Annotated in this window: 11 protein-coding genes; 8 read left to right on the top strand and 3 right to left on the bottom strand. The window is 68.1% G+C overall.

Features of this window, described 5'->3' with window-relative positions; all coding sequences use genetic code 11:
* Positions 1 to 23: 23 nt before the first annotated feature.
* Positions 24 to 527 (top strand): ureidoglycolate lyase, encoded by a 504-nt coding sequence (locus OOZ48_RS17745; protein WP_269500153.1) that lies wholly within the window; start codon positions 24 to 26, stop codon positions 525 to 527.
* 69 nt (positions 528 to 596) lie between these two features.
* Here OOZ48_RS17745 and OOZ48_RS17740 read toward each other — a convergent pair whose 3' ends face one another.
* Positions 597 to 1,577 carry a DMT family transporter gene (locus OOZ48_RS17740; RefSeq protein WP_269500152.1) on the bottom strand — a complete coding sequence of 327 codons (981 nt, stop codon included), beginning with the start codon at positions 1,575 to 1,577 and terminating at the stop codon, positions 597 to 599.
* Entirely contained in the window at positions 1,567 to 2,490 is a 924-nt protein-coding gene (locus tag OOZ48_RS17735; RefSeq protein ID WP_269500151.1) for a LysR family transcriptional regulator, read from the bottom strand. The genes OOZ48_RS17740 and OOZ48_RS17735 overlap by 11 nt, the downstream gene beginning before the upstream one ends.
* A 239-nt stretch (positions 2,491 to 2,729) precedes the next feature.
* Here OOZ48_RS17735 and gcl point away from each other — a divergent pair, with 239 nt between their 5' ends.
* From gcl to OOZ48_RS17700, 7 genes are all read left to right on the top strand, one after another.
* Complete coding sequence (gcl, locus tag OOZ48_RS17730) at positions 2,730 to 4,511, top strand: glyoxylate carboligase (RefSeq protein WP_269500150.1); 1,782 nt, start codon at positions 2,730 to 2,732, stop codon at positions 4,509 to 4,511.
* A 44-nt stretch (positions 4,512 to 4,555) separates the two neighbouring features.
* Positions 4,556 to 5,335, top strand: coding sequence for a hydroxypyruvate isomerase (gene hyi, locus OOZ48_RS17725; protein ID WP_269500149.1), 780 nt, complete (start codon positions 4,556 to 4,558; stop codon positions 5,333 to 5,335).
* Positions 5,336 to 5,390: 55 nt separating this feature from the next.
* Positions 5,391 to 6,275, top strand: coding sequence for a 2-hydroxy-3-oxopropionate reductase (locus tag OOZ48_RS17720; RefSeq protein ID WP_269500148.1), 885 nt, complete (start codon positions 5,391 to 5,393; stop codon positions 6,273 to 6,275).
* Between the two features lie 62 nt (positions 6,276 to 6,337).
* Complete coding sequence (locus tag OOZ48_RS17715; RefSeq protein WP_269500147.1) at positions 6,338 to 7,600, top strand: glycerate kinase type-2 family protein; 1,263 nt, start codon at positions 6,338 to 6,340, stop codon at positions 7,598 to 7,600.
* 34 nt (positions 7,601 to 7,634) lie between these two features.
* On the top strand, positions 7,635 to 8,048 hold the full coding sequence (locus OOZ48_RS17710; RefSeq protein WP_269500146.1) for a GlcG/HbpS family heme-binding protein: 414 nt from the start codon (positions 7,635 to 7,637) through the stop codon (positions 8,046 to 8,048).
* Positions 8,045 to 9,487 carry a pyruvate kinase gene (pyk, locus tag OOZ48_RS17705; RefSeq protein ID WP_269500145.1) on the top strand — a complete coding sequence of 481 codons (1,443 nt, stop codon included), beginning with the start codon at positions 8,045 to 8,047 and terminating at the stop codon, positions 9,485 to 9,487. The genes OOZ48_RS17710 and pyk overlap by 4 nt, the downstream gene beginning before the upstream one ends.
* Before the next feature lie 10 nt (positions 9,488 to 9,497).
* Positions 9,498 to 10,751 carry a beta-eliminating lyase-related protein gene (locus OOZ48_RS17700; protein WP_269500144.1) on the top strand — a complete coding sequence of 418 codons (1,254 nt, stop codon included), beginning with the start codon at positions 9,498 to 9,500 and terminating at the stop codon, positions 10,749 to 10,751.
* On the opposite strand, the gene OOZ48_RS17695 is transcribed toward OOZ48_RS17700, so the two are convergent.
* Positions 10,752 to 12,260 carry an amidase gene (locus OOZ48_RS17695; RefSeq protein ID WP_269500143.1) on the bottom strand — a complete coding sequence of 503 codons (1,509 nt, stop codon included), beginning with the start codon at positions 12,258 to 12,260 and terminating at the stop codon, positions 10,752 to 10,754.
* Between the last annotated feature and the right edge of the window lie 5 nt (positions 12,261 to 12,265).

Here is a 12,265-nt window from a genome sequence, read left to right as displayed (position 1 = left end):
GGCCGGCCTCCACGGAGCACCCCATGACCCTCACCACGCCCACCCGCCTGACCATCGAACCGCTGACGCGCGAGGCCTTCGCACCTTTCGGCGACGTCATCCAGGCGGACGACAGCGTCCAGCACTTCACCATCAATGACGGCAACACCGAGCGCTACCACGACCTGGCCCGCATCGAACCGGGCGTCGACGGCCGCGCCATCGTGTCGCTGTTCCGCGGGCAGCCGCGCACGCTGCCCTATGCGCTCACCATGATGGAGCGCCATCCCAAGGCCAGCCAGGCGTTCGTCCCGCTGTCGGGGCGTCCCTATCTGGTCGTGGTGGCGCGGCCCGGGCCCGCGCCCGCCATCGCCGATCTGCGCGCCTTCCGCTGCGAGGGCCACCAGGGCGTGAACTACGCCCCCGGCACCTGGCACCATCCCCTGATGGCCCTGGGCGAGGTCTCGGACTTTCTCATCATCGATCGGGCCGGGCCGGGCGACAATTGCGACATCGTGCCGCTCGAGGGCACCGCCGTACTGGAATAGCGGCGCGGCGCGGGGCGCCAATGGCGCGACAGACGCGATTCCGCCATCGGCCAGGCGCACGCGGGCGCCTCAGCGTCGTGCCATCGCCCGCAGGCTGACCAGCGCCAGCGCCGCACCGATCAGGACCATGCCACCCAGCTCGAAACCGCCCGGCTGCTCGCCCAGTTCCAGCCATCCCGACAACACGCCGATGACCGGCGTGGCCAGGGCCGTCATGCCGGCAATGCCGGCCGGGAGGTGCTGCAGCGCGAACAGCCACAGCAGCCATGCCAGGCCGGTCGCCAGCACCGCGTTGTAGGCGAGGGCGATGTAGAAGTACGGCGCCGGATCGATCGGCCTTTCCGGAACGACCCAGATCGATATGCACAAGGCGACGGCGCCGAACACCATCTGCCAGGTCGTCAACTGCAGCACACCGATCTCGTAGTCGCGCTTGATCCACTTGGCCACGATGGTCGCCAGCGCCCAGGCCAGGCCCGCGCCGATGGCCAGGGCTTCGCTGAAATAGCTGCCGCGCACCCCCCAGGGCTCGAGCACCAGCACCAGCCCGCCGGCGGCCATCGCCAGGGCGAGCCACTGCAGGCCGCGGATGCGCTCGCCGAAGGTCGCCCAGGCCAGCGCAATCACCCAGAACGGCATGGTGTAGACGAGGATCGAGGTCTTGCCCACGCCGCCCTGCAGCAAGGCGGACTGCATCAGTACGGCGAATACCCCGGTCTGCAGGACGCCCAGCAGCGCCACCCGCAACCAGCCGCGCAGGTCCAGGGACAGGCGGATCGACTGCCGCATCACCGGCAGCAGCACGAACAGGGCCGCGACACCGAGCAAGGTGCGCAAGGCTGAAAAATTGAAAGGTCCGACATAAGCCAGGACCTTTTTCATGACGACCCAGTTGTAGCCCCAGATCAGGGCCATCGCCGCCAGGGCGAGCAGGGCCAGCCGCTGGTTGCGCCGGGATCGGGCCCGCTGGCCGGCCGGCGGTGGCGGCGCGTGCGCCGTGCGTGCATCCGGCGAGGTCGGCGCGCGCGCCCTTGATGATTCAGGTTTCAAGATACTGTTGTCCTTCCCAATAACCGGTCCGATGATAGTGCGTGCGCAGGTCGTCGATGAAATACCGCAGCTTGGCGGGCAAGTAGCGTTGTTGCGGGTAGACGGCCTGGATGTCGTAGGCCGGCAGCGCGAACTCATCGAGCACGGTCACGAGCTCGCCTTGCTTGAGCTCGCGCTGGATTTCCCAGGTGGACCGCCAGCCCACGCCCAGCCCCTGACGCACCCAATCGTACAGCAGTTCGCCGTCATTGCAGGCCAGGCCGCCTCGGACTCGCACGGCGAAGGGCTTGCCATCACGCACGAAGGTCCAGCCCCGGTGCTGGCCGCCCTGCAGGTTGAAGGCCAGGCAATTGTGGCGCGCCAGATCCTCGGGCACGCGCGGCATGCCGTAGCGGTTGAAGTACCCCGGCGTGCCGCACACCACGCGCCGATTGGGATACAGGCGCACGGCCACGTAATTCGGATCGGTCACTTCGCCGATCCGGATCGCCATGTCGTAGCCTTCGCGCACCAGGTCCACCACGCTGTCGGTGAAATTGAACGACAGCCGCAGGTCTGGATAGCGCGCCTGGAAGGCCGCCGCGTGGGGCGCGACGTGCTGGCGGCCGAACGAGGCGGGCGCCGACACCACCAGATGCCCGGCCAGCGAGCGGCGTCGCGCGGTGATGCTGGCATCGGCCGCCTCGAAATCCTGGATGAGCTGCTGGCACTGCTCGAGGTAGCGCTCGCCCAGGTCCGTCAACACCAGGCCGCGCGTGGACCGATGCATGAGCTGGACCCCCAGGCGGCGCTCCAGGGCGGTGAGGCGCCGTCCCATGATCACGGGGGTCACCGACTCGGCCAGGGCGGCAGCGGCAAAGCTGCCCTTCTCGGCAATCAATACAAAACTGCGCATCTCGGTATAGCGGCCCATGTACGTCTCCTCATCCGTGAATCCCGCAAATTCCGGACGATCTCGTTGTAAATAATGATTATTCATCGTCGATCATAGCGCCGCCGCGACCTGATGGGATATGCCGTAAACCCGGCTATTGGATACTTTTAGTATCGATAGAAACGAGCAAAGCTTGGATTCCTGCACGCCGCCCTTTTCCCTATCCTGGATCGAACGCGGGGATTTCCGCGAACGTCCAATCGATCAAAGGAGCACTCATGGCTCGTATGAGAGCAGTCGACGCCGCCGCCGCGGTCCTGCAGAAAGAAGGGGTCACCACACTGTTCGGCGTGCCCGGCGCGGCCATCAACCCGCTGTACTCGGCGCTGCGCAAGCACGGCGGCTTCAAGCACATCCTGGCGCGCCACGTCGAGGGCGCCTCGCACATGGCCGAAGGCTACACCCGCGCCCAGCCCGGCAACATCGGCGTCTGCCTGGGCACCTCGGGCCCCGCCGGCACGGACATGATCACGGGCCTGTACTCGGCCTCGGGCGACTCGATCCCCATCCTGTGCATCACCGGCCAGGCGCCCCGCCCGCAGCTGCACAAGGAAAGCTTCCAGGCCGTCGACATCGAGGCCGTCGCCAAGCCCGTGGCCAAATGGGCCGTGATGGCGCGCGAGCCCGAGCTGGTGCCGCGCATCCTCCAGCAGGCGTTTCACGTCATGCGTTCGGGGCGGCCCGGTCCGGTGCTGGTGGACCTGCCCTTCGACGTGCAGATGGGCGAGATCGAATTCGACATCGACACCTACGAGCCGCTGCCGGTCTACAAGCCCGCCGCGACGCCGGCGCAAGCCGCCAAGGCCGTGGCCATGCTCAACGCCGCCGAGCGACCGGTGCTGGTGGCCGGCGGCGGGATCTTCAGCGCGGATGCCGCCGCCAAGCTGCAGGCCTTCGCCGAACTGACCGGCGTGCCCGTGATCCCGACGCTGATGGGCTGGGGCGTGATTCCCGACGACCATCCGCTGATGGCCGGCATGGCCGGGCTGCAGACGGCGCACCGCTACGGCAACGCCAACCTGCTGGCCGCGGATTTCGTGATGGGCATCGGCAACCGCTGGGCCAACCGCCACACGGGCTCGACCCAGGTCTACACCAAGGGCCGGACCTTCGTGCACATCGACGTGGACCCCACCCAGATCGGCAAGGTCTTCGGGCCCGACTACGGCATCGCCTCGGACGCCGGCGCGGCGCTGGATCTGATGATCGAAGAAGCCCGCAGGCTCCAGGCGGCCGGTGCCTTGCGCGACCGCAGTACCTGGGCCGCGCAATGCCGTGCGCGCAAGGGCGAGAAATCGATGCAGCGCAAGACGCACTTCGACGCCTCGCCGCTCAAGCCCCAACGCGTCTACGAGGAGATGAACAAGGCCTTCGGCAAGGCCGTGCGCTACGTCACGACCATCGGCCTGTCGCAGATCGCGGCGGCCCAGCTGCTGCACGTCTACAAGCCGCGCCATTGGATCAACGCCGGCCAGGCGGGCCCGCTGGGCTGGACGGTGCCGGCCGCGCTGGGCGTGGTTGCGGCCGGCACGGGCGACGAGGTGGTCGCGCTGTCGGGCGACTACGATTTCCAGTTCATGATCGAGGAATTGGCCGTGGGCGCGCAGTTCAATCTGCCCTACATCCACATTGTGGTGAATAATGCCTACCTGGGACTGATCCGCCAATCGCAGCGGGGCTTCGACATGGACTACTGCGTCCAGCTGTCCTTCGACAACATCAACGCGCCGGAAACGGAGGGCTACGGCGTGGACCACGTCAAGGTCGCCGAAGGCCTGGGCTGCAAGGCGATCCGCGTCAAGCGGGTCGAGGACATCCAGCCGGCCCTGGCTCAGGCGCGCGCCTGGATCGATGAATTCAAGGTGCCGGTCGTGGTCGAATTCATCCTCGAGCGCATCACGAACATCTCCATGGGCAACGAGATCGATGCGATCAACGAGTTCGAGGCGCTGGCCGAACAGGGCGCCGACGCCCCCACCGCCATCACCCTGCTGGACTAGTATCCTGTCAATTGTTTGAAACGTGAAGAATACCGGAGCCGCTCATGCCTAGATTCGCCGCCAACCTGTCGATGCTCTTTCCCGAGCTCGATTTCCTCGATCGCTTCCAGGCCGCCGCCCAGGCGGGCTTCAAAGGCGTGGAATACCTGTTCCCCTACGCCTACGACAAGCAAGTCCTGGCCGACCGCCTGAAGGACAACGGCCTGGTCCAGGTGCTGCACAACCTGCCCGCCGGCGACTGGGACAGCGGCGAGCGCGGCATCGCCTGCCACCCGGGCCGCGACGATGAGTTCCGGGCGGGCGTGGATCGCGCCATCGAATACGCCACGGCCCTGGGCTGCCCCCAGGTCAACTGCCTCGCGGGCAAGCTGCCCGACGGCGTGGACGCCGCGCAGGCGCACCGGACCTTCGTCGAGAACCTGCGCCATGCGGCGCCGCGCCTGGCCGACGCCGGCATCCGGCTGCTGATCGAGCCCATCAACACGTATGACATCCCCGCTTTCTTCCTCAACCGCAGCGACCAGGCGGCGGCCATCCTCGACGAGGTGGGTTCGCCCAATCTGCTGATCCAGTACGACATCTACCACGCGCAGCGCATGGAAGGCGAACTGGCGGCCACGATCAGCCGCCACCTCGACCGCATCGGCCACATCCAGCTGGCCGACAACCCCGGGCGCAACGAGCCCGGCACCGGCGAGATCCACTACCCCTGGCTGCTGCGCCACATCGACCGCGCCGGATACCAGGGCTGGATCGGCTGCGAATACAAGCCGGCCGGCGACACCCGGGAGGGCCTGGGCTGGATCCAGGCCATGGGTGCCTGAGCGCGGGCCCGGATACGCGATCTTCATCACCGGAACTCTCAAAGGAGCACGACACATGGCCAATATCGGTTTCATCGGACTGGGCATCATGGGCACCCCCATGGCCGCCAACCTCATTGCCGGCGGTCACGCCCTCACCGTCCAGACCCGCAGCAAGGTGCCGCAAAGCCTGCTGGATGCGGGCGCGCGCGCCGCGGCCAGCGGCGCCGACGTGGCCGCCGCCTCCGACATCATCATCTTGATGGTGCCCGATACGCCCGATGTCGAGGCCGTGCTGTTCGGCGAACAAGGCGTCGCGGCCGGCCTGTCGCCGGGCAAGATCGTCGTCGACATGAGCTCGATCTCGCCCGTGGCGACCAAGGATTTCGCCGCGCGCATCAATGCGCTGGGCTGCGAATACCTGGATGCCCCGGTCTCGGGCGGCGAGGTGGGCGCCAAGGCCGCCAGCCTGACCATCATGGTCGGCGGCCGGCAGGCGACCTTCGACACCGTCAAGCCGCTGTTCGACCTGATGGGCAAGAACGTGACGCTGGTCGGCGGCAACGGCGACGGACAGACGACCAAGGTCGCCAACCAGATCATCGTGGCCCTGACCATCGAGGCGGTGGGCGAGGCCCTGGTGCTGGCGTCCAAGGCCGGCGCGGACCCGGCCAAGGTGCGCCAGGCGCTGATGGGCGGCTTTGCCAGCTCACGCATCCTCGAGGTGCATGGCGAGCGCATGATCAAGCGCAGCTTCGATCCGGGTTTTCGCGTCGAACTGCATCAAAAGGATCTCAACCTGGCCCTCTCGACGGCCCGACAGCTCGGCGTGTCGCTGCCCAGCACGGCCGTCGCCCAGGAGCTCTTCAACGCCTGCGCGGCCCACGACGGCGCCGCATGGGACCACTCGGGCATGGTGCGCGCATTGGAAATCATGGCAAATTTCGAGATTGGACAGTAAGCTGTCCCCCTACGCGGCGGGGCGGACCCGCCGCGCTTTGTCCGACCTCGGCCCACGCATCCATGACCTCGACGCCCCGCGACCTTCTCACCCGCCTGTTTTCCGCCGCCGTGCAGGCGGCCCAGCCTGAGCACTGCATCGCTCGATTCCTGCCCGCGCCGCCCGCCGGCCGCACCATCGTCATCGGCGCCGGCAAGGCGTCGGCCGCGATGGCGCAGGCTTTCGAGCGCCACTGGCCCGGCCCTCTCGAGGGCCTGGTGGTCACACGCTACGGCTATGCGGTGCCCTGCGAACGCATTGAAATCATCGAGGCCGCCCATCCGGTGCCCGACGAGGCCGGCTCCGTCGCGGCGCGCCGGCTCTTCGAGCAGGTCGCGGGGCTGACGGCCGACGATCTGGTGGTCTGCCTGATCTCGGGCGGCGGATCGTCGCTGCTGCCCATGCCCGCCGAAGGCATCGACCTGCAGGCCAAGCAGGACATCAACCGCGCCCTGCTGAAGTCCGGGGCCACGATCTCCGAAATGAATTGCGTGCGCCGGCACCTGTCGGCCATCAAGGGCGGCCGCCTGGCCGCCGCCTGCGCGCCCGCCCGCGTGGTGAACCTGCTGATCTCGGACGTGCCCGGCGACCAGGCGGCCGACATCGCCTCGGGCCCCACCGTCGCCGACCCCAGCACCTGCGCGGACGCCCTGGACATCGTGCGCCGCTACGGCATCGGCCTGCCGCCGGCCGCCCGGGCCCTGCTGGAATCCGGCGGGGGGGAAACCATCAAGCCCGGCGATCCGCGGCTATCTAAAGTAGAAACCCACTTCATCGCGACACCGCAGATGGCCCTCGAAGCCGCCGCCGCGGTCGCCCGCGAGGCGGGCGTCGCGCCGGTGCTGTTGGGCGACCGCATCGAGGGCGAGGCGCGCGACGTGGGCAAGGTCCTGGGCGGCATCGCCCTGCAGGTTCGCGCCCACCGCCAGCCCGCGCCACCGCCCTGCGTCCTGCTGTCCGGCGGCGAAACCACCGTCACGATACGCGGCAACGGGCGCGGCGGACGCAACGTTGAGTTCCTGCTGTCCCTTGCCCTCACCCTGGACGGCGCCCCGGATGTCCATGCGCTGGCGGGCGACACCGACGGCGTCGACGGCCAGGAGGAGATCGCCGGCGCGCTGATCGGGCCCGATACGCTGGCGCGCGCCTGGGCACTGGGCATGCCGCCGCGCGCCCGTCTGGACGACAACGACGGGCACGGATTCTTCGAACGGCTGGGCGACTCGCTGGTCACCGGCCCCACCCTCACCAACGTAAACGACTTCCGCGCCATCCTGGTCCTTTGAACCGGCCGGGCGGCGCATCAGCTTAGGAGGCTCCATGAAGACGATTCGAGTGCTGACACTGGAGGATGCCCAACGCATCGGCGCGGCCGCGCAGGCCGAGGCTTTGGCCAACGGCTGGGCGGTCTCCATCGCCGTGTGCGATGCCAGCGGCCACCTGCTGTGGCTGCAGCGCATGGACGGCGCACCCCCCATGAGCGCCGACGTGGCGCCCGGCAAGGCCCGCACCTGCGTGGTCAGCGGCAAGCCCAGCAAGGTCTACGAGGACATGGTCAACCAGGGCCGCATCGCGGCGCTGTCCATGCCGGTGATGCCGCTGGAGGGCGGCGAGCCGATCCTGCACGACGGCCGCGTCATCGGCGCCGTGGGCGTATCGGGCGTCAAGGCCGCGCAGGACGCGCAGGCGGCGCGCGCCGGCATCGCGGCATTGGACGGCGGGGCGCCGGCGTGAACACGCCGCGCCGCGCCCGCATCCTGGCCACCCTCGGACCGGCAAGCTCCTCGCCCGAACGGATCCAGGCCCTGGTGCAGGCGGGCGCCGACGTGTTCCGCCTCAACTTCAGCCACGGCACCCATGAGGACCACGCCGCGCGCCACCAGGCCATCCGCGAGATCGAACAGGCGCTCGGCCGCCCCATCGGCATCCTCATGGACCTGCAAGGGCCCAAGCTGCGCATCGGCCGCATCGCCGGCGGCAAGACCATCCTGCAGGCGGGCGCCTCCTTTCGCCTGGACCTCGATCCGGCCGATGGCGACGAAACCCGCGCGAGCCTGCCGCACCCCGAGATCTTCGACGCCATGGAGTCGGGCACCGACCTGCTGCTCGACGACGGCAAGCTGCGCCTGCGCGTCGAGCGCCACGGCACGGACTACGCGGAAACCACCGTGATGGTGGGCGGCGCCCTGTCCGACCGGAAGGGCGTCAACGTGCCGGGCGTGATCCTGCCGATTTCACCCCTGACGGCCAAGGACCGCGAGGATCTCGCCTTCGGCCTGTCGCTGGGCGTGGACTGGGTTGCGCTGTCGTTCGTGCAACGGCCCGAGGACATCGACGAGGCACGCGCCCTCGTCGGCGACCGCGCCTGGATCATGGCCAAGCTCGAAAAGCCGTCGGCCATCGAGCACCTGGACGCCATCATCGAGCGCGCCGACGGCCTCATGGTCGCGCGCGGCGACCTCGGCGTGGAGCTGCCACCCCAACGGGTGCCGATCCTGCAGCAGCGCATCGTGCGGCGCGCACGCGCCGCCGGCAAGCCGGTGGTGGTTGCCACCCAGATGCTGGAATCCATGGTCGGCGCCCCGGTGCCCACCCGCGCCGAGGCCTCGGACGTCGCCACCGCGGTCTACAGCGGCGCCGATGCGGTGATGCTGTCGGCCGAATCGGCCTCGGGGCAATACCCCGTCGAGGCCGTCAGCATCATGCAGCACATCATCCACGAGGTCGAGCAGGACCCCTCATGGCGCACCGGCCTCGAGGCCAGCCACAGCCCGGCGGCCGCCAACGTCCCGGACGCCATCTGCTGCGCGCTGCGTCGCGTCGCGGGCCTGCTGGAACCCGCCGCCACCATCGCCTACACGGCCTCGGGCTTCAGCGCCCTGCGCGCCAGCCGTGAGCGCCCCTCCACGCCCATCCTGGCCTTGACGCCCGATGCGAACGTCGCCCGCCGGCTGGCCCTGGCCTGGGGCGTTCATCCCATGCATTTTCCGGCGCAACTGCAGGAGGCCAGCGAAATGATCGCCCGCGCAACCGATGCCGCCCGCCAGGCGGGCCTCGCTTCCGCCGGCGATACGGTCATCGTGGTCGCCGGCCTGCCGTTCGGGCACAGCGGCAGCACCAATCTGCTGCACATCGCCCAGGTGCCGGTCCCCGCCTCGGCGGCGCCGTCCTGATCCGCCGGGCATGAAAGCCACCTCCCCGTCTGAAACCCCGCCCATGCCTGCCGCGCTGGCCCTCCTGCGCCAACATGAGGCGCGCATGGCGCGCAGCATTCAGCTCTATGCGGGCGCCTGCATGCTGTCGCCGCGGGTGCGGGAGGCGCTCGCCAACTCCATGGGCTTGATGCCGGCCATGGGCGATGCCTATCACAAGCAACAGCCGGGCACCGACGAGATCTCCGCACTAGAGACACTGGTCTCAAGCCAGCTCAATGCGCTGTTTGGCGGCGCATGGGCCGATGCCCGCCTGCAAAGCTGCACGTACGCCAACGCCGCCGTCTACGCCGCTTTCTCGAGACCAAACGACCTGGTGGCAGCCATCGACGCCGCGGACGGCGGCCATGTCAGTCATCACGAATCGGGCACGCTGGGCGTGCTCCAGCGCCGGCACCTGCCGCTGACGTTCACCGACGGCGTGTATGACGACGCCGCATCCGCACGCAGCATCCTCCAGCACGCGCCTCGCATCGTGATGCTGGGCGCCAGCGTCATGCTGGACCCATACACCGTCGACCAGACGATCCAGGCAGCCAGAGCATGCGGCGCGCTGCTGGTGTATGACGCCTCGCACGTGGCGGGGCTGATCGCCGGCGGTCTCTACCAGAATCCCATGCAGATGGGATTCGACATCATGACCATGTCGACGTACAAAACGCTGTCCGCTCCGCCTGGCGGACTGCTGCTCGGTCACGATCCCGAGACATACGAACGGCTGAAGCGCCATCTCGTCGGGGGGTGGACCTCCAATTACGACGCGGGCCGCCTGGCAGGGCTGTCTGTCGCCCTGGACGAGGCCGGCCGCTTCATGTCCGGCTACATGCGCAGGGCGGTTGCGAATGCCGCCGGCCTCCATCGGGCATTGCGGGATCGCGGCGTCCCCGTCCTCAACAGCGGTGGGGCCGCCCCCGGCCCGCAATCCTCGCACCAACTGATGATTCAGACGGACACGCCCGCGCAAGCCCGGGCCTTGCTCGCACGGGCGGAGACCGTCGGCATCCTGACAGGAACCGCTCGGGTGCCGGGCCGGCCGGACCGCGGCGGAGTCCGCTTGGGCACGCACGTCGTGACTCGCCAAGGGATAAGCCCGCAAGCGCTGGACATGCTGGCGGACTGTCTGAGCCGGCTCTACTTCGAGCCATCCTGTGCCACCGCGGACCTGGCCAATGTGGTGCAGAACATCAACGACGGTTTGAAGCGATGCCTGTATTGTTATGAGTGATCAGGGTTCCCACCCCGCATGCTCGGGTGGACGATAGCATCCGGCCAACTGCTCGTACGCATAACCCAGCCCCAGCAGGAGCGACTCCTCGAACGGGCGCGCCATGATGTCCAGGCCGATCGGCACGCCCACGGGAGCCTGCGGCGTAGCCACGGAAAATCCGGCCGGCACATTCAAGGCTGGGAACCCCGTCAGGGCCGCCAAAATTCCATTGCGCTCGGGCTGGCCATTGCTGCCGATCGGCGCGACCAGACATTTCTGCAAAGGATAGATCAGTGCATCGAGGCGTTGGGCCGCCATGTGATCGAACACGCGATCACGCAGACCTTCGATTGCCACCAAGCGGGCCAGATACTCGGGGTCGCGCTGGATATCGGTGGTGTCTTGCGCCTGAATGAGGAAAGCTTCCAGAGACTCGCGATGGAACAGCCCGCCCTCGATGAGGTCGTCGAGGCTTCGCAGCGGCGCATCGGGCTGCGAGTGCAAATATCGCTCGAAATGGGCCTTGAATTCCCACTTCTGCACATCGTATTCGCGAAGAAGCCGGTCCGCATCCAGTTGCGGATCTTCAAGCGGCACGACTTCCGCGCCGCCGGCGCGCATCGCCTCAACCGCCCTGGACACGGCCAGATTGACTTCAGCATGCCGCGCCTCTGTCCCCTGGAACCCCCGCAGCAAGCCCAGCCGCTTGCCGCGCAAGGCTGTTGCGTCCAGCGCGTCAACATACGTCGGCGGCGTCTTGCCCACGGATCGGGCAGTCAGCGGATCGTCGGGATCGTAACCCGCCAGCACGTCCATCACACATGCCACATCCGCCACACAGCGCCCGATGGGGCCGGCCACGTCCTGCGTGTCCGATACCGGCAGCACGCCGGCCCGGCTGACCAGGCCCCGCGTGGGCCGTAGCCCCACCAGTCCGGTGGCGGATGCCGGCGAGCGTATGGAATTCACCGTATCGGTGCCCAGGGCCACCGCGCAGAATCCCATGGCCACCGCCACCGCCGATCCGCCGCTGGAGCCGCCCGGCGTGCGAGTAAGATCGTAGGGATTACGAGTCTGCCCGCCCAACGAACTGATGGTGAGTCCGCTGAGTGCGAATTCGTGCAGATTCGCCTTTCCCAGGATGATCGCTCCCGCGTCGATCAGCCTGCGCGCCAGCGTACTGTCCCTAGTGGGCGTGAACCCTTCCAACGACTTGGAGCCGCCCGTGGTGGGCATGCCGCAGGTGCCGATATTGTCCTTCAGCACGACGGGAATCCCGTGCAACGGCCTGATCGAGGCCCCAGGCCTGGACAATGCGGCATCGCAGTCGGCAGCCATCTCCAGCGCGCGCGGATTGACGGCCAGCATGGCTCCCAATGCCGGGCCACGACGATCCCAGCGCTCGATGCGCGCAAGACAGCGCTCGACGAGTTGAACGCAACTCAAACGTCGGGCCAGCATCTCTCTTCGCAGGGATGCAATATCAACGCCGGCATCCGCGTCTTCGAAAACCCCGTTCTCAATCATGCCAG

It is taken from the genome of Castellaniella sp. S9, assembly GCF_027257175.1.
Classification (GTDB): domain Bacteria; phylum Pseudomonadota; class Gammaproteobacteria; order Burkholderiales; family Burkholderiaceae_B; genus Castellaniella.
This window is presented reverse-complemented; position numbering and strand designations above follow the sequence as displayed.